We start from the raw sequence: 18,727 nt of genomic DNA, 5'->3' as shown, positions 1-18,727 counted from the left end.
CATGACTAAAAAATATCTAATCATATTATTAATCTCCTTTTTATGGAGTTGTAAAAGTGAAATTCTGGAAGAAGTTCCTGAACAAAAGAATCATTTCAATCATCAAATATTTGAAGAAAACAAACTTCCTCCTCGTGCTTCATTTTTTGCTTTTGAATCGGGCGACATTAAAGAAAAGGAAAATTCAACACGCTTTATAAACTTAAATGGAAATTGGAAATTTCATTGGACAAAAAACCCACAAGAAAGACCCACCACTTTCCACAATATCAATTTCAATGATAATCATTGGAGTACTATTAAAGTTCCAGCAAATTGGGAAGTTGAAGGTTATGGAAATCCAATATATCTAGATGAACGTTACCCTTTCACTACAAAATGGCCAGAGGCTCCAAAAGATTACAATCCTGTTGGAACATACCGAAAAACGATAACATTAGACAAGAACTTTTTAAAGGAAGATATTATCCTTCATTTTGCAGGAGCTAAGTCAGCAATGTACGTGTATATGAATGGAAAATATGTAGGCTATTCACAAGGAAGCAAAACTCCTGCTGAGTTTAATATAACTTCTTATTTAAAAGAAGGCAAAAATACTATAGCACTGCAAATGTTTAGATGGAGTGATGCTAGCTATTTAGAAAGCCAAGATATGTTGAGAATGAGTGGTATTGAAAGAGATGTGTACTTATATTCTCAACCTAAAGTATTTATTTCAGATTACCATATCAAAACCACTTTGGACGATTCTTATAAGCATGGAATTTTTGACGGAACTGTTTCTATAACCAACAACACAGATATTCTGATTAATCAAAATTTAGTAGTCCAGCTACTTGACAAAAAAGGTACCATCATAAATTCAAATGAAGAAATTAAAATACCTGCAAATTCAACAGTTCAAATTACTACTAAAAAGATTGTTAAAAACATAAAATCTTGGTCTGCCGAATCACCTAATTTATATGATTTGAGAATATCATTGAATTACAATCAATTCATCAATAAACATGTTGGTTTTAAACGTGTAGAAATTAAAAACTCACAAATTCTTATAAACGGTAAACCAGTTTACTTTAAAGGAGTAGACAGACATGAGACAGACCCTTTTACTGGGCACGTAATATCTAAAACATCTATGCTAAAAGATATTACACTTATGAAACAAAATAATATAAACGCAGTACGTTCAGCGCACTACCCTAACGATTCATATTGGTTAGACTTATGTGACAAATATGGTTTATATGTAATAGACGAAGCAAATATTGAAAGTCATCCTTTAGCTATTAATAAAGAAACTCAAATAGGAAATGAAATGAGTTGGTTACCTGCTCATATGGCTCGCACCAAACGTATGTACTATCGAGACAGAAATCATCCATCTATTTACTCTTGGTCTTTAGGTAATGAAGCAGGAGAAGGTAACGTTTTTAAAACAACCTATAAATGGTTAAAAGCACAAGACGATAATAGAATTGTACAATACGAACCAGCAGGCAAAGAAGATTATACAGATATTTATTGCCCAATGTATCCAAAACCTGAATATTTAATCAATCACGGGAAATCAAATTCCAAAAAACCATCAGTAATGATTGAATACTGTCATGCTATGGGAAACTCTGTAGGTAACTTACAAGATTACTGGGATATTATTGAAAAATACCCAAATCTTCAAGGTGGGTATATTTGGGATTGGGTAGATCAAAGTTTAGAATACAAAGATAAAAATGGGAATCCATATTTAGCTTATGGACATGATTATCACCCAGATTTACCTACTGATGGTAACTTTTTAAACAATGGTTTGGTAGACCCTTATCGCAATCCTCACCCACATTTATCTGAAGTTAAAAAAGTATATGAGCCTGCACATTTTGAATATTTAGACAATGAAGAAATAAAACTTACCAATAAAAACTTCTTTGCAGATTTTTCAGACAAAATAATTTCTTTTGAGTTATTAGAAAATGGAAAGGTTGTCAATAAAAAAGAATTAACCGACATCAATGTTCAACCTCAAGAAAGTATCATTTTAAAAATAGACAGAAAAAACTTTCCTAAGTTTCATTCGAAATCAGAATATATCATACGTGTAAGTTTACATCAAAAAGAAAGCAAAGGTTTACTCCCTAAAAATCACGAAATAGCTTGGGATGAATTTATTATTCAAGAAGCATCAAAAGAACAAACACCTCTTTTAGAGTTCACAGAAATAAATAAACCTGAAGCTACTCCAATTGAGATAACTGATAACGATATTATTGAAGTTAAAAACAATAAATTCAATTTAAAACTCAATGCTAAAACAGGAGAAATTGTTTCTTGGCATTTTGAAAACATTCTAATTACGAATCATCCTATAAAACCTAATTTTTGGCGACCACCAACAGATAATGATTTAGGAAATGGAATGGATAAATGGGCTAAGATTTGGCAAAACGCTAGTTACAAATACACATCAAGCTTAACATCAATTCCAAAAGTTATAAATAACAATGTTGTTTTTGAAGTAACATGCTCAACTCCTAAAAACGAAGCAATAACAAAAGTTAAGTACACCGTATCACCAGAAGGTCAATTAACTATTAACTATCACTTCAAACCTAATAAAAAAGAATTACCAAACATTCCAAGACTAGGTATGTATTTAACCCTACCTAATAATTTCACAGATATTTCTTGGTATGGAAAAGGTCCAGAAGAAAGTTATTGGGATCGCAAAACAGGGCAAAAAACAGGAGTTTATTCAGGTAAAATCAATACACAATTTGAACGTTATTCGCGCCCCCAAGAAACAGGAAATAAATCGGACATTCGATGGGCAAAATTATCTTCTGACAAATTAACTCTTCATCTAGAAAGTAATGATTTATTAAATACCAGCGCATGGCCTTTTTCAATGTCTGAAATAGATTTTAGTAGTGAAGAAGCAGGAAAATCAGCTTCTGGACTAGTACCAGTAACTAAAAAGCATGGAGCAGATATTAAAATAGGAAACACTGTACAATGGAATATTGACTATTTACAAATGGGTGTTGGAGGAGATACTTCTTGGGGACGTTTGGTTCATCCTGAATATACCATTCCAGCAAATAAAAATTATACTTATACCTTTACAATTCAACCTCTAAAAAAATAACACATGCAGTTTATCACATTTCTAGGATTCACAATTCTTGTTGCTATTATTTCTTACCTCAAAACAAGAAAAACTAACGAAAACACTTCCGATGGGTACTTTCTTGGAGGAAGAAGTTTAACTGCAGGTGTTATTGCAGGATCATTGTTACTTACAAACCTATCTACCGAACAAATTGTTGGACTAAACGGATCAGCATATGAAAGCGGCTTATCGGTAATGGTATGGGAAACCTTAGCAGCAATTGCCATGATTGTAACCGCTATGTTTTTACTTCCTAGATATTTAAAAGGAGGACTAACAACAATTCCTCAATTTTTATCAGAACGTTTCGACGTAGCTACAAAAACATGGACTTCTATCCTATTCTTAACAGGGTATGTTGTGGTCTTATTACCTGTAATTTTATATTCAGGTTCATTAGCTATTAGTGGTATGTTTAACATTCCAGAGTTGTTAAATGTTTCACACACACAATCTATTTGGATTTGTGTTTGGGGAATTGGAATTATTGGCTCTATATACGCTGTATTTGGAGGACTAAAAGCTGTAGCCGTTTCTGATACTATTAATGCTATTGGTTTACTTATAGGAGGATTATTAATCCCTATCTTCGGATTAATAATGATTGGAGATGGTAGTTTTTTTGATGGAATTTCCATATTAACTACAGAAAACCCAGAGAAATTTAAATCCATGGGAGGACCAACTGACCCAGTTCCTTTTTACACCATTTTTACTGGAATGATGTTAGTTCAATTATTTTATTGGGGAACTAACCAACAAATAATTCAGAGAGCTTTAGCTGCTAAAAACTTAGAAGAAGGCCAAAAAGGATTATTATTAGCTTCTTTTATAAAAATATTAGGTCCTTTAATAGTAGTATTACCTGGATTAATCGCTTTTCATTTATTTAATGGTAGTTTAGAAAATCCGGATGATGCTTACCCTATGCTAGTCAATAAAGTGTTACCAAAAGCTTGGGTTGGATTTTTTGCAGCAGTATTGTTTGGAGCTATTTTAAGTTCCTTCAATAGTGTTTTAAATAGTGCTGTAACATTATTCGGAATAGATGTTTACAAACAACATATAAACAAAGATGCTAACGAAAAAACAGTTGTAAAATATGGTAAATTATTTGGAGTCATTTTAGCTTTTGCTGCTATGTTTATAGCTCCTTTAATAGCTAATGCTGGGAGTTTATTTAAATATTTACAAGAAGTAAATGGTATTTACAGCATCCCTATTTTAACTATCATAGTTGTTGGTTTCTTAACCAAAAGAGTTCCTGCTATAGCAGCCAAAATAGGTTTAATATCAGGTTGTCTATTATACATTCTAAGCCAATTCTTTTTACAGCCTTATTTTGTAGATAATGCCTTAGCAAAAGCTAAAACTTCAGGTATTGTTGACACAGCTGAACTAGCCTTAGTAAAAGCTAATGCATATCCACATTTTTTAGACATCATGGCTATTCTATTTTTATTAAATGTAGGAATCATGTTAATTATAGGTAAACTAAAACCAAGAACAGAAGATTATGTTCAAAAATACACAGAACAAGTAGATATAAAACCCTGGAAATATGTAAAACAAGTGGGACTTATCATATGTCTAATTGTAATTGGAGTATATATATATTTTGCATAAATGAATCAATCATTAAAAGAACAAGTACAACAAGAGTTCTTAAATTACTTTAAGACAGAACCTTTATTAGTTTTTTCTCCCGGAAGAATTAATTTAATTGGAGAACATACCGATTACAATGAAGGTTTTGTATTTCCAGCTGCCATAGACAAAGGTATTTATACTGCAATTCAACAATCTGAAACAAATAAAAGTACTATTGTTGCTTTAGACAAAAATGAGCAACATGAATTTACCACAAGTTCTGTTTCTCCTCTTACAACTAATGGATGGCAAAATTATATTTTAGGTGTTGTAAGCGAAATTCAAAAAAAAGGAAAAATAGTTTCTAATTTTAATCTGGTATTCTCTGGAGATATTCCTTTTGGAGCAGGTTTATCATCTTCTGCTGCACTCGAAAATAGTATTGTTTTTGGGTTAAATGAAGTATTTCAACTTCAATTAACAAAACAAGAAATGATTTTTATTTCACAACAGGCCGAACATAATTTTGTTGGTGTTAAATGTGGAATTATGGATCAATACGCATCCATGTTTGGTCAAAAAAACAAAGCCTTGCATTTGGATTGTAGAACACTTGATGCAACAATACATACAGCTAATTTTGGAAACTATGAGCTTATCCTAATCAACACAAATGTAAAACATTCATTAGCTGATAGTGCATACAACAAAAGACGTGTTGTGTGTGAAAGCATATCTAAATTATTAAAGAAATCTAGCCTAAGAGATATTAAAGAGCATGATTTAATTACTATAAAAGATAAAATCTCTTTAGAAGAATATGAACAAGCTCTGTATGTAATTAAAGAAAACAAACGTACATTACAAGCTGTAAAATCATTAGAAACCGATAATGTATCAAAATTTGGAAGCTTACTTTTCGAATCTCATGAAGGGCTTTCAAAACAATATAAAGTAAGTTGCCCTGAATTAGATTTTTTAGTTCATAAAGCACAAAAACATTCTTCGGTAATAGGTGCTAGAATGATGGGAGGCGGATTTGGAGGCTGTACAATTAACCTAATTAAAACCTCAGAAAAAGAAGCTTTCTTAACACAAATACAACAAGAATATGCACAAAAATTCAAACACAATTGTGCTATTTACAAAGTAAATTTATCCAACGGAACACAAATAATATAACATACAAAATGAAGAAACTAATTTTAATCACCTTTGTACTTATAGGTATTTCTTGTCAAAAAGAAAGCCAAAAAACATCAGAAGCTACAGATAAAAAAGAAATTTTGACTATCATGAAATCTCAAGAGAAAGCATGGTCAAATCATGATTTAGAGGGATTCATGCAAGGATATTGGAAAAATGATTCTTTAAAATTTTATGGCAGTAGCGGCTTAACATATGGCTGGAATAAGACATTGGCTAATTACAAAAAAGGATACCCAACAAAAGACCACAGTGGTACTTTAAAATTTAAGGTTAACGATATTAGTAAAATAAATAACAACGCTTATTTTGTTATGGGAGAATATCATTTAACACGTCCAGTTGGCAATGCCAATGGAGTATTTATGATTATCTTCAAAAAAATAAATGGTGAATGGAAAATTATTGCAGATACTTCTTGTTAAAATATGAATTCACATTTAGATAATTACTCGCATAAACGTTTCAACATTTTAACTGGCGAGTGGGTACTAGTTTCTCCACATAGAGCAAAACGCCCATGGCAAGGTCAAGAAGAAGATACAACTCAAAATAAAAGACCAACATACGATTCTAGTTGTTATTTATGCCCAGGTAATACCCGTGCTAACGGAGAACAAAACCCAGACTATAAAGACACCTATGTTTTCACCAATGATTTCGCTGCTTTACAAAATGAAACACCTAATTTTTCTATAGATGACGGATTACTAAAAGCTGAATCTGAAAAAGGAATTTGTAAAGTAATTTGTTTTAGCTCGAACCATTCAAAAACATTAGCTGACATGGATAAAAGTGCCATTGAAAAAGTGGTTTCACTATGGCAAAAAGAATATTCAGAGTTAAGTAAATTAGACTTCATTAACTATGTTCAAATTTTTGAAAATAAAGGAGCTGTTATGGGCTGTAGCAACCCTCACCCTCATGGTCAAATATGGGCACAATCTAGTATTCCAAATGAGATTAGTAAAAAAGACAATCAACAGAAACTGTATTTCAATATTAACAAAAGTTCGTTACTAGAAAACTATTTAAAACAAGAGTTAGAAAAAAATGAACGTATATTATTTGAAAACGAAAATTTCGTAGTTATAATTCCTTTTTGGGCTATTTGGCCGTACGAGACCATGATAATCCCTAAAAAGCAACAAGCAAACATTAGTCTATTAACACCAAAAGAACGAGTAGACTTTGCTGAAGCTATTTCTAAGATTACAAGTGCATACGACAAGCTTTTTAATTGCTCTTTTCCTTACTCAAGTGGTATACATCAAGCTCCTTGTAATGATCTAAACAAGGATTATTGGCATTGGCATATGAGCTTTTACCCTCCTCTACTTCGTAGTGCTAGTGTAAAAAAGTTTATGGTTGGATATGAAATGTTTGGAATGCCACAAAGAGACATCACTGCAGAAAATGCTGCTGATAGTTTAAAAAAATTAATCTTTTAACCTCTTTAAAAACAAGACTTAAATAGATTATTTAAAAAAACAACAATTAAATTTGGTTTTCTAAAATTAATTTTCAAGATTTGTCCCGTACAACAAAAACAAAACAAACGATGTTACAAAACATTTGGCAAGGTTTCTATTTTTACTTTTATTTTTTCAATAAGAGTTGAGGCTTTGTACCATATTGTTAACACAAAATAATATCCTATAAAGTCTCGAATTTCGAGGCTTTTTTTTATGTTTAAAATGAAGAAAAAAATAGCCATACAAGGAGCAGAAGGTTCAAATCATCATAAAGTAGCTCGTGATTTTTACGGAGATGACGTAAACTTACAAGAGTGCTTATCATTTGATACATTAGTAAATAGCTTGTTAGATAAAACCTCTGACAAAGGAATTATGGCAATTGAAAATACAATTGCAGGTTCAATAATTCCAAACTATGCATTAATTGATGCTAACAATCTTCATATTTCTGGAGAAGAATATTTAAATATTCATCATCATCTAATGGCGCTACCAGGGCAAAAAATTGAAGACATTAAAGAAGTATGTTCACACCCAATGGCTCTATTACAATGTAAGGAGTTTTTCAAAAAACACCCACATATAAAATTAGTTGAAGATGTTGATACTGCTGAAGTTGCTAAAAGAATTTCAAAAAACAAATTAGAAGGTGTAGCTGCAATCGCACCCAAATTAGCTGCTGATATTTTTGGCTTAGAAGTTATAGAAGATGAAATTCAAACGATGAAGGCCAATTCAACTCGTTTTGTCATTATTCAAACAGAAAAACCAAACAATGGAATAGATCAAATCAACAAAGCTTCTTTAAAGTTTCAACTAGATCATAAAAGAGGAAGTTTAGCTGCTATTTTAAATGTATTAAGTGATTGTAAAATGAACCTAACTAAAATACAATCTTTACCAGTAATAGAAACACCTTGGAAATATTCATTTTTTGTTGACGTTACTTTTGACGACTATAAAGACTACGAAAAAGCAATTGCTATTATAAAAATTATGGCTTCAGAATTCAAAGTTTTAGGGGCATATAAAAATGGAAGAAAATGATTAAAGCAGCAAAAAGACTAAATACTGTACAGGAATACTACTTCTCTAAAAAATTGAGAGAGGTAAGAGAATTGGCTGCGTCAGGTAAACCAATAATTAACATGGGAATTGGTAGCCCTGACTTGCAACCACCATCAAAAGTTATAAATGCAATTCAACAAAGTTTTAATGACGCTTCAGCGCATAAATACCAGAGCTATCAAGGTTTGCCAGAGTTAAGAGCTGCTATCTCAGAGTTCTACAAGCAAAAATTTAAGGTAAACTTAAACGCTGCTAATGAAATCTTACCTTTAATGGGAAGCAAAGAAGGAATTATGCATATTTCTATGTCTTTTTTAAATGAAGGAGATCAAGTATTAATTCCTAATCCAGGATACCCAACTTACACATCAGTAACAAAGTTAGTTGGAGCGGAACCAATTTTTTACCAATTAGAAGAAAATAATAATTGGCAACCAAATATTGATGCACTAGAAAAATTAGATTTAACTAATGTAAAAATAATGTGGGTTAATTATCCACATATGCCAACTGGAACAAATGCTTTAAAAGAAACGTTTGAAAAGTTAGTTGCTTTTGGAAAAAAGCATGAAATCTTAATTGTCAATGACAATCCTTATAGTTTTATTTTAAACAATAATCCATTGAGTATTTTACAAGTTAATGGAGCAAAAGACATAGCTTTAGAATTAAACTCGTTAAGTAAAACATTCAATATGGCAGGTTGGAGAGTTGGAATGGTTTTAGGTAATGCTAACTATATAGAACAAATTTTAAAGGTAAAAAGCAATATGGATTCTGGTATGTTTTACGGAATTCAAAAAGGAGCAGTTGAAGCACTTCAACTATCAGATGATTGGTTTAAAAATCAGAATAAAGAGTACGAAGAAAGAAGAGAATTGATTTTTAAAATAGCAGATAAATTAAACTGTACATATAATAAAAACTCAACTGGGTTATTTGTTTGGGCAAAGACCCCTGAAGGAAAAACATCTGAAGAAGTAACAGATATGATTTTATACGATAAAGATATTTTTATCACACCAGGAACAGTTTTTGGAAGTCAAGGAGAAGGATACATTCGCTTTTCATTATGTGTTTCAAAAGAAATAATTAACAACGCACTGAATCGATTTTAAAAATGAATGTATTTGTAATAGGTATTGGATTAATTGGAGGAAGTATGGTATTGGATATAAAAAAACATTATCCAGAAGCTACTATATATGGAATAGACAACAACGAACAACATTTAGAAAAAGCAATTGAAATAGGGGTAGTAGACAAAAAAGCTACATTTAATGATATTGAAAATGCAGATATTGTAATTGTTTCTATCCCTGTAGATGTTCAATTACATGTAATTCCGAAAGTATTAGATGCTGTTAACGACAATACATTAGTATTAGATGTGGGTTCTACAAAAGAAGATATTTGTCTTGCTTTAAAAGAACATCCAAAAAGGAGAAATTATTTAGCTACACACCCTATAGCTGGAACAGAATTTTCTGGACCAACCGCTGCACATAACGGTTTATTTGAAAAGAAAACTAATATTATTTGTGAAGTAGAAAAAACAGCTTTTAAGCTACAAGAAAAAGCATTGGAAATTTTTTCAAAATTAGGAATGCGCATACGTTATATGGACCCTAAATCGCATGATAAACACATTGCTTATATGTCGCATTTATCGCACATAAGTTCTTTCATGTTAGGAAAAACTGTAATCGAAAAAGAAAAAAACGAACGTGATATTTTTGATATGGCTGGAAGCGGATTTGCATCGACAGTTCGTTTAGCCAAAAGTTCACCTGCAATGTGGGCACCAATTTTTGAACAAAATAAAACTAATGTTATTGAAACATTAGACGAATACATAAACAACCTTCAGCAATTTAAAGAGCTGATGAAACAAAACGATTTTACTGAAATTTATAACGAAATGGAAAGTACAAATCACATAAAGCAAATTTTAAACGGCATAAAATAAGAAGCCAAAACAATAGAAAAATGGAAAATACAAAAGAATTAAAAACATGGTTGGATGATATGAAGCTTACGCATCCACTAGTAATAGCAGGGCCTTGTAGTGCAGAAACCGAGGAGCAGGTTTTGAAAATAGCACACGAATTAAAAGATTCTGATGTAAACTATTTCCGTGCCGGAATTTGGAAACCAAGAACTCGCCCAGGAAATTTTGAAGGAGTTGGTGCATTAGGCTTAAAATGGCTGCAAAAAGTAAAAGCAGAAACGGGAATGAAAACCTGTACAGAAGTTGCAAATGCGGCACACGTAAAGTTAGCTTTAGAACATGATATTGATTTATTATGGATTGGAGCTCGTTCTACCGTATCACCTTTTATTATGCAAGAAATTGCAGACGCTTTACAAGGAACCGATAAAATAGTGTTGGTAAAAAACCCAGTAAATCCAGATTTAGCTTTATGGTTAGGAGGTATTGAAAGGTTATATACAGCAGGTATTAAAAATCTTGGAGCAATTCATAGAGGTTTTTCAACTTATGAAAAATCGAAATATAGAAATATTCCAGAATGGCAATTAGCTATTGAATTCCAAAACAGGTTCCCTGACTTACCTTTAATATGTGACCCTTCTCATATTACAGGAAAAAGAGACATGGTTTTTGATGTATCACAAACAGCTTTAGATCTTAATTTTGATGGATTAATGATTGAAACTCACATCGATCCAGATAACGCATGGAGTGATGCTGCTCAACAAGTAACACCTGCAACATTAATTCAAATGATGGAAGATTTAAAAATTAGAAAAGAAACAGAAACTGATTCTAGTTATAGAGAATCTTTAGAAAGTTTACGTGCTCAAATTAATGTTGTTGATGATCAATTAATAGAATTGATGGGTAAAAGAATGAAAGTAGCAGACAAAATTGGTCTTTTGAAAAAAGAGAAAAATGTTGCTGTGCTTCAATCAAGACGTTGGAATGAAATTTTAGGTAAAATGATACTAGAGGGTGAAGAACGAGGTTTAAGTGAAGAATTTGTTTTAAGAATGTTTAAAGCAATTCACCAAGAATCTATTAATCATCAAGAAAAGATTATCAAAGGATAATAATAAAAAAGGTTCTCGTAAAAACGAGAATCTTTTTTTTATGATTAATTCATATTTATTAGTTACTTTGCTGTATGACAGGAACGGTATATAAATCTACAGGAAGTTGGTATTGGGTGAAGTCTAATCAGATTTTATATAAATGCCGTATTAAAGGAAAATTCCGTATTAAAGGAATAAAAAGCACCAATCCTATTGCTGTTGGTGATAAGGTTGATTTTGACTTAGAAACAAAAAATAACGAAGAAACAGGAGTTATTAGCAATATACATGAAAGAGATAATTATATTGTAAGAAAATCGGTAAACCTATCTAAACAAACACATGTTATTGCAGCTAATATTGACCAAGTATTTTTACTTATTACAATAAACAACCCTCCCACTTTTACTACTTTTATTGACCGTTTTTTAGTAACTACAGAAGCTTATTCTATAAAAACAATTTTAGTTTTTAATAAAATTGATTCTTATGAACTAGAGCAACGTGCTGAAGTTTTATACTTAAAAGATATTTATGAAAAAATAGGATATCAATGTATCGAAGTTTCTGCTACTAAAGACATAAATGTAGATACTATTAAAAACCAAATGACTGGAAAAGTATCTATGTTTGCAGGACATTCGGGAGTTGGTAAAACAACTTTGGTAAATGCTATTGAACCTGGTTTAGATTTAAAAACTAAAGAAATATCAGAACAATATAAACAAGGAAAGCATACAACTACTTTTGCCGAAATGTTTGATTTAAGTTTTGATGCCAGAATTATAGATACTCCAGGAATCAAAGGTTTCGGTGTTGTAGATATGGAAAAAGATGAGTTAGGTGATTATTTTCCTGAGTTTTTTGCTTTAAAACAAGACTGTAAATTCAATAATTGTATACATATAAACGAACCTAAATGCGCTGTAAAAGATGCTTTAGAAGAAGATAAAATTTCTTGGTCTCGTTATAAAAGTTATATGCAAATTATAGAAGGTGAAGAAGAGCATTACCGAACTGATATTTGGGAATAACCCCAAGCTACATATCCCAGTAATTTAAAAACATGAAAGCTGTAATTCAAAGAGTTTCAAAAGCTAGCGTTACAATTAACAAAGAAAAAGTTGCTAATATTCAAAAAGGATTATTAATTCTTGTTGGAATAGTTGAAAGCGACACTAAAGAGGACATAGAATGGTTGTCTAAAAAAATTGTAAACCTTCGTATTTTCAATGACGAAAACGAGGTGATGAATAAATCGTTAATAGACATAGCTGGTGAAGCTATTGTTGTAAGTCAATTTACACTACAAGCATCTACTAAAAAAGGAAATCGACCAAGTTATATCAAAGCTGCAAAACCAGATATAGCTATTCCTATTTACGAACAGTTTGTACAACAAATTGAAAATGATTTAAATAAAAAAGTACAAACTGGTCAATTTGGCGCCGACATGAAGGTAGAATTATTAAACGATGGACCAGTAACTATTATTATTGACTCGAAAAATAAAGAATAAATCCCATGGAAAGTATTATTTTTTATTTACATTTGTTCTAAATAATTATTACAATCAAATATTAAAATCCTAAAAATGAAAAAAACAATTTTAGCAATTGCATTTGTTGCAATCGGAGCTGTTTCTTGTAAAACAGAAAAAAATAAAGTAACTGCTAACGAAGAGGTTAAAGAAGTAAAAAAAGTAGAAAACGTAATAAATTCTTACAAAGCTAACGTTACAGAATCAGCAGTAACCTGGAAAGGAAGCAAGCCAACTGGATCTCATAACGGAGTTGTTAGCTTAGAAAAAGGATTATTAGATATTGAAAACGGAGTTCTTACATCAGGAGAATTCGTTATTAACATGAATTCTATTGTTTGTCAAGATTTAGAAGCTGGTAAAGGAAAAGAAGATTTAGAAGATCACTTAAAAGCTGGAGACTTTTTTGATGTTGCAAAATTCCCAACTGCTAAGTTTGCTGTAACTAGCTCTGAAATGAAAGAAGGTAAATTACACGTAACTGGAAACTTAACTTTAAAAGATGTTACAAAAAGCATTACTATTCCTGCTACTGTAACTGAGGCTGATGGAGTTGCTACTTTTAAAAGTGATGTTTTTAGTATTGATAGAACTGACTTTGGAGTTACTTACAAGTCTAAGAAAATTGATGCTGCTTTAAAAGATAAATTCATTAACGACTTAATGGAAATTTCTTTTGATATTAAAGCTAAAAAATAGTTTTAATACTCAATAAAATAAAAAGGGTTGACAACAATGTCAACCCTTTTTATTTACACTTTAATAAAGTTTTCTACTTCAAATAAAACTTTAAAATGTTTTAATATTTTTTCAGTTACCTCTTCTTCTGCTACTTTTCTTCCTAATTCAACTTCCATTGATGTAACAGCCTTTCCTCGAATTCCACATGGAATAATATTATCAAAATATCCTAAATTAGCATTCACATTTAGCGCAAAACCATGCATAGTAACCCATCTACTTGCACGTATGCCCATAGCACAAATTTTTCTTGCAAAAGGAGTTCCTACATCAAGCCACACTCCTGTTTCTCCTTCACTACGAGTTCCTTTTATACCATATTCAGCAATTGTTAAAATGATTGTTTCCTCTAACAATCGTAAATATTTATGTATATCTGTAAAAAAGTTTTCTAAATCTAAAATTGGATAACCTACAATTTGACCTGGGCCATGATAAGTAATATCACCTCCTCTATTAATTTTATAAAATGTAGCTTCTTTTTCTTTTAATTGACTTTCTGATAACAATAAGTTACTTATATCACCCGATTTACCTAATGTATAAACATGAGGGTGCTCCACAAATAAAAAATAGTTTGGTGTCTCTTTTTTCTTTAAACTTTCTCTGTTTTTCCTCTTTAAAGATACTATTTCATCTAACAAATGAGTTTGATAATCCCATGTATCCTTGTAATCTTTTTCCCCTAACTGATTGAGGATTATTTTTTTATTCATAAATTTGAGGTATATAACATGCTTCAAAGGTAGGGAAAAATAGCTTTAAGTTGTTATATTTTATATTAATCGACTAGACAAATTATGATTAAAAAAAACACCCTTTCACTATTATTAATTCTCTCTCTTTCCATAAGCAGCTTATATTCTCAAAGCTATTGGAGTAGAGTAGAATCGAAGACGACTTCTGTTAAAAAAGAAAAAATTCTTAACAGAAAAAGTACCCCCGAAAAATACTCTTTAAGAACATTAGATTTAGATGGTTTTACAAGCTACGTTTCTGGTGCAAAATCTAAAGGCAGTAAAAAAATTATCCAATTACCAAATTCAAAAGGTGAATTACAAAAATTTTCTATTCACGAAACCTCTTCATTAGCACCTGAATTAGCTGCTAAATTCCCAATGATTAAATCGTATTCTGCAAAGGGACTGGACAACCCTAATGCAATAGCAAAAATTAGTTTGGGGAATGATGGTTTTCATGCTATTGTTTTTTATGGAAACGAAAGTACTTTATATATAGACCCTTATACTAAAGACAAAAAACAATACATTATATACAAAAGAGAGCATTTACATGCTAATGAGAATGAATTTTCATGTCAAATACAAGAAACTACTAGCAAAATAGCTACTCCATCATATCAAAACAAAAATGCTAATGATGGTAAATTAAGAACCTATAAAATTGCGATAGCATGTACAGGTGAATATTCACAATTTCATTTAAATAATCAAAATGTCCCAGCATCAGCTACAGATGCTACTAAGAAAGCAGCTGTTTTATCTGCAATGAACACAACCATGTCACGTGTAAATGGTGTTTATGAGCGAGATTTAGGCGTTAGAATGGTTATTGTTAGTGATAATGATAAACTAATTTTTTTAGATGCTGAAACTGACGGCTTAACTAATGACAGTGCCACTAGCTTAATAAATGAGAGTCAACAAAAATGCGACGCTATAATTGGTAATGCTAACTACGATATAGGTCATACTTTTAGTACAGGTGGTGGTGGTTTAGCTGGACTTGGAGTAGTATGTATTCCTGCACAAAAAGGAAGAGGTATTACGGGTAGTAGTCAACCTATTTCTGACCCTTATGACATTGATTATGTTGCTCACGAATTAGGACATCAATTCGGTGCTAATCATACCTTTAATGGAACTGCAGGTAATTGTGGTGGAAATATAGGTCCTACTTCTGTAGAACCAGGAAGTGGTTCGACTATTATGGCATATGCAGGTATCTGTTCTCCTGAAAACGTTCAGAATAGAAGTGATGATTATTTTCACGCAATAAGCATCAATGAAATGTGGAATCATATTCAATCAGTTGCTAGTTGTGGTACAAAAACAGATACTGGTAACACGGCTCCTACTGCAAATGCTGGTAGCGATTATACTATTCCAAAATCTACTCCTTTTGTATTAAGAGGTACAGCTACTGATGCTCAAGGAACCGCTAGTTTAACTTATAACTGGGAACAAATAGACACAGAGTCTGCACCAGTTCCTTTAGTTTCTATAACTAAACAAGGCCCCGCTTTTAGATCTTTACCTTCTAATACTTCTCCTAATAGATATATGCCTAAATTATCAACCGTGGTGGCTGGTAATACATCAACTAAATGGGAAGTGCTTCCTTCTGTTGCTAGAACAATGAATTTTTCTTTTACCGTAAGAGACAATCATGTAGGTGGGGGAAATACAGCAAGAGATGACGTAAAAATAACTGTTACTGAAGCTGAAGCTTTTACAGTTACAGCGCCAAACTCATCCGTAACTTGGAATACTGGTGACAACCATACTATAACTTGGAATAAAGGAACTACAAACGAAGCTCCAATTAGCTGTAGCAAAGTTAACATAAGACTTTCTACTGATGGAGGACTAACCTTCCCTATTCTATTAAAAGAAAATATTGATAATGATGGTACGGAAACAATTTTGATTCCTAATCACCCTACAACTAAAGCCCGTATAATGGTTGAAGCTGCGGACAATATTTTTTACAATGTAAACTCTACTGATTTTACAATAAACTCTACAGTTCCTACTTTCTTGTTTACAAATAAGACAAGTAAGCAAACTATTTGCAACAATAGTACTGCTTCTATTGATTATACTTTAAATTTAGATTTTGTTAATGGTTTTTCTGAGACTGTAACTTTATCTGCAACTGGTTTACCTAATGGAGCTACAGCTACCTTTACCCCTGCTACTATTAATGTAGATGGTGATGTAAAAATGACAATTAGCAACTTAAACGGAAGTAACCAACAAGATTACACTATAGTTGCCAAAGGAACTTCTAATACTGTTACTCAAACTACAGATGCTTTACTAAAAGTCATAGGTACTAGTTTTGCTAATATTGTTCCTACTTCACCTACTAACTCAGCTACAAATGTTAGTTTACTACCTAAATTTGAATGGGGAGCAGACTTAAATGCTACAAACTACAATATTGTAGTAGCAACCGATGCAAGTTTTGCCAATATAATTATAAATGCAACAGCTACTACAAATTCATATAAGCATTCATCTGCACTTAGCCCATCTACAAAGTATTACTGGTATGTAAAACCTAAAAATGATTGTGGTGAAGGTTCAAATTCAAGCATTTCAGAATTTACTACTGAAGCTCCATCATATTGTTCTTCTACATTTACTGATGAATCTGGTGGAAGTGATCACATCACCAATGTTACATTCAATACCATTAATAATACTTCTAATAATGATACAGTTGATGGATATGAAGATTTTACTGCGAAATCAACTACTGTAAAAAGATCTTTAACTCATAAAATAAGTGTAACTTTCAATACTGCTGGTTATCAAGACCACTGCTATGTATTTATTGATTGGAACCAAGATTTTCAATTTAATAAAACTACAGAACGATATGATTTAGGTACAAAAACTGATGATATATCTACCGCAACTCATGACATTACTATTCCAGAGGGAGCTGCATTAGGTAGTACTAGAATGAGAGTTATTGTAGAATACGCAGACCCTTCAAAAGGATTTGGTGATGGACCATGTGATTCAGACCATAAATCTGAATGGGGTGAAACAGAAGATTATACTATTATTGTTGAAGAAAAACCGTTACCAAGTTTTGCTTTAACTAATACAACAGGAGATACATCTATTTGTAATAAATCTGTTAATGAACAAACTTTTGCCATTGATTTTAAAACTTTATATGGTTTTAATGAAAATGTAACATTCTCAGTTACTGGAATCCCTACTAATGTAACTAGTTCTTTTAATCCTGCATCATTAAGTGCTAATGGAAATATTAACTTAACATTATCTAACTTAAATAATGCTGCTTTAGGTGATTATAATATGACAGTAACGGGTACATCTGCCTCGGTTACTAAATCCATCAATATTTTATTAAATGTTAATGATAACCTATGTAAATCATCAGGAAATACAAAATCTCAAATTAGTATTACTAATGTTAAATTGGGAGAAATTGATAATACCTCAACAAAAACCACAGGTTACTCTGACTTTAAATCAACCTCAACAGGAGTTGTTAGAGGAGAAAGTTATAACTTAACTGTTGCTATTAACACAGACGGTAATGATGACGTGAAAACCTATGGATGGATTGACTGGAACCAAAACTGTTCTTTTGAGGCTGGAGAAGGCTTTGATTTAAGTTCGAATTCAAGTTCAATTGTAGTTCCTGAAGATGCTATTTTAGGAGCAACAACTCTAAGAGTTTCTACTAAGCTAGCAACTGCTCCTGGTTCTTGTGAGTTGAATTTTAATGGCGAAGTAGAAGATTACACCATTAACATAGAAGAAAGTTTTGCTACTTCAAAAAGCTTATTTACCGACTTAAAATTATTCCCTGTTCCTGCCGAAGGAAAATTAACGGTAAGTTTCAAAGTGAAGTCTAAAGATTTAACCGTAGTAAGATTATTCGACTTAAGAGGTCAATTACTTGAAACTCAAAGTTTCTCTACAATTTCTAGTTCTTTTAATAAAGAAGTAGAATTTAAAACTATGAGTTCAGGAATTTACTTACTTCAAATTGAAAATGACGGAAAAACTAAAACTAAAAAAGTTGTATTCAAATAAAATACAAACATAATATTGTAAAGAAAAGCGAGCTAAACAGCTCGCTTTTTTTATT

At 31.5% G+C, this 18,727-nt stretch carries 14 protein-coding genes; 13 read left to right on the top strand and 1 reads right to left on the bottom strand.

Annotation, left to right across the window (positions count from 1 at the left end; genetic code table 11):
* The first annotated feature begins 1 nt into the window (after position 1).
* From Q0958_RS16960 to Q0958_RS16905, 12 genes are all read left to right on the top strand, one after another.
* The gene (locus tag Q0958_RS16960; protein WP_299125248.1) at positions 2-3,145 is read left to right on the top strand and encodes a glycoside hydrolase family 2 TIM barrel-domain containing protein; all 3,144 of its coding nucleotides are present in this window, start codon (positions 2-4) and stop codon (positions 3,143-3,145) included.
* A 3-nt stretch (positions 3,146-3,148) separates the two neighbouring features.
* Positions 3,149-4,795 (top strand): solute:sodium symporter family transporter, encoded by a 1,647-nt coding sequence (locus tag Q0958_RS16955; protein WP_299125246.1) that lies wholly within the window; start codon positions 3,149-3,151, stop codon positions 4,793-4,795.
* Positions 4,796-5,941 (top strand): galactokinase, encoded by a 1,146-nt coding sequence (galK, locus tag Q0958_RS16950; RefSeq protein WP_299125243.1) that lies wholly within the window; start codon positions 4,796-4,798, stop codon positions 5,939-5,941.
* Positions 5,942-5,949: 8 nt separating this feature from the next.
* Entirely contained in the window at positions 5,950-6,390 is a 441-nt protein-coding gene (locus Q0958_RS16945) for a nuclear transport factor 2 family protein (protein WP_299125240.1), read from the top strand.
* A 3-nt stretch (positions 6,391-6,393) separates the two neighbouring features.
* A complete protein-coding gene (locus tag Q0958_RS16940) occupies positions 6,394-7,416 on the top strand; it encodes a UDP-glucose--hexose-1-phosphate uridylyltransferase (protein WP_299125237.1) in 1,023 nt (340 codons plus the stop codon).
* 246 nt (positions 7,417-7,662) lie between these two features.
* A complete protein-coding gene (locus Q0958_RS16935; protein ID WP_299125234.1) occupies positions 7,663-8,490 on the top strand; it encodes a prephenate dehydratase in 828 nt (275 codons plus the stop codon).
* On the top strand, positions 8,487-9,629 hold the full coding sequence (locus Q0958_RS16930; RefSeq protein WP_299125232.1) for an aminotransferase class I/II-fold pyridoxal phosphate-dependent enzyme: 1,143 nt from the start codon (positions 8,487-8,489) through the stop codon (positions 9,627-9,629). Before Q0958_RS16935 ends, Q0958_RS16930 begins: the two co-directional genes overlap by 4 nt.
* Before the next feature lie 2 nt (positions 9,630-9,631).
* The gene (locus tag Q0958_RS16925) at positions 9,632-10,480 is read left to right on the top strand and encodes a prephenate dehydrogenase (protein WP_299125230.1); all 849 of its coding nucleotides are present in this window, start codon (positions 9,632-9,634) and stop codon (positions 10,478-10,480) included.
* 20 nt (positions 10,481-10,500) lie between these two features.
* Complete coding sequence (locus Q0958_RS16920; protein WP_150900033.1) at positions 10,501-11,583, top strand: bifunctional 3-deoxy-7-phosphoheptulonate synthase/chorismate mutase type II; 1,083 nt, start codon at positions 10,501-10,503, stop codon at positions 11,581-11,583.
* A 74-nt stretch (positions 11,584-11,657) separates the two neighbouring features.
* The gene (gene rsgA / locus Q0958_RS16915) at positions 11,658-12,599 is read left to right on the top strand and encodes a ribosome small subunit-dependent GTPase A (protein WP_272151669.1); all 942 of its coding nucleotides are present in this window, start codon (positions 11,658-11,660) and stop codon (positions 12,597-12,599) included.
* A gap of 32 nt (positions 12,600-12,631) precedes the next feature.
* Positions 12,632-13,084, top strand: coding sequence for a D-aminoacyl-tRNA deacylase (gene dtd / locus Q0958_RS16910; RefSeq protein WP_299125223.1), 453 nt, complete (start codon positions 12,632-12,634; stop codon positions 13,082-13,084).
* Positions 13,085-13,159: 75 nt separating this feature from the next.
* Positions 13,160-13,804, top strand: a complete 645-nt coding sequence (locus tag Q0958_RS16905; RefSeq protein WP_299125220.1) for a YceI family protein — start codon at positions 13,160-13,162, stop codon at positions 13,802-13,804.
* 53 nt (positions 13,805-13,857) lie between these two features.
* On the opposite strand, the gene lipB is transcribed toward Q0958_RS16905, so the two are convergent.
* On the bottom strand, positions 13,858-14,562 hold the full coding sequence (gene lipB / locus Q0958_RS16900; RefSeq protein WP_299125218.1) for a lipoyl(octanoyl) transferase LipB: 705 nt from the start codon (positions 14,560-14,562) through the stop codon (positions 13,858-13,860).
* 84 nt (positions 14,563-14,646) lie between these two features.
* Here lipB and Q0958_RS16895 point away from each other — a divergent pair, with 84 nt between their 5' ends.
* Positions 14,647-18,672: a reprolysin-like metallopeptidase gene (locus Q0958_RS16895; RefSeq protein ID WP_299125216.1), complete on the top strand. Its 4,026-nt coding sequence runs from the start codon at positions 14,647-14,649 to the stop codon at positions 18,670-18,672.
* The last annotated feature ends 55 nt before the right edge of the window (positions 18,673-18,727 follow it).

Source organism: uncultured Tenacibaculum sp. (assembly GCF_947499065.1).
Lineage (GTDB): Bacteria > Bacteroidota > Bacteroidia > Flavobacteriales > Flavobacteriaceae > Polaribacter.
This window is presented reverse-complemented; position numbering and strand designations above follow the sequence as displayed.

What these genes read in the sequence shown, in the direction of transcription:
- Q0958_RS16925 (WP_299125230.1), top strand. Translation starts at nt 9,632, where the DNA reads ATGAATGTATTTGTAATAGGTATTGGATTAATTGGAGGAAGTATGGTA.
- Q0958_RS16945 (WP_299125240.1), top strand. Translation starts at nt 5,950, where the DNA reads ATGAAGAAACTAATTTTAATCACCTTTGTACTTATAGGTATTTCTTGT.
- rsgA (WP_272151669.1), top strand. Translation starts at nt 11,658, where the DNA reads ATGACAGGAACGGTATATAAATCTACAGGAAGTTGGTATTGGGTGAAG.
- galK (WP_299125243.1), top strand. Translation starts at nt 4,796, where the DNA reads ATGAATCAATCATTAAAAGAACAAGTACAACAAGAGTTCTTAAATTAC.
- Q0958_RS16955 (WP_299125246.1), top strand. Translation starts at nt 3,149, where the DNA reads ATGCAGTTTATCACATTTCTAGGATTCACAATTCTTGTTGCTATTATT.
- Q0958_RS16905 (WP_299125220.1), top strand. Translation starts at nt 13,160, where the DNA reads ATGAAAAAAACAATTTTAGCAATTGCATTTGTTGCAATCGGAGCTGTT.
- Q0958_RS16940 (WP_299125237.1), top strand. Translation starts at nt 6,394, where the DNA reads ATGAATTCACATTTAGATAATTACTCGCATAAACGTTTCAACATTTTA.
- Q0958_RS16930 (WP_299125232.1), top strand. Translation starts at nt 8,487, where the DNA reads ATGATTAAAGCAGCAAAAAGACTAAATACTGTACAGGAATACTACTTC.
- dtd (WP_299125223.1), top strand. Translation starts at nt 12,632, where the DNA reads ATGAAAGCTGTAATTCAAAGAGTTTCAAAAGCTAGCGTTACAATTAAC.
- lipB (WP_299125218.1), bottom strand. Translation starts at nt 14,562, where the DNA reads ATGAATAAAAAAATAATCCTCAATCAGTTAGGGGAAAAAGATTACAAG.
- Q0958_RS16895 (WP_299125216.1), top strand. Translation starts at nt 14,647, where the DNA reads ATGATTAAAAAAAACACCCTTTCACTATTATTAATTCTCTCTCTTTCC.
- Q0958_RS16920 (WP_150900033.1), top strand. Translation starts at nt 10,501, where the DNA reads ATGGAAAATACAAAAGAATTAAAAACATGGTTGGATGATATGAAGCTT.
- Q0958_RS16935 (WP_299125234.1), top strand. Translation starts at nt 7,663, where the DNA reads ATGAAGAAAAAAATAGCCATACAAGGAGCAGAAGGTTCAAATCATCAT.
- Q0958_RS16960 (WP_299125248.1), top strand. Translation starts at nt 2, where the DNA reads ATGACTAAAAAATATCTAATCATATTATTAATCTCCTTTTTATGGAGT.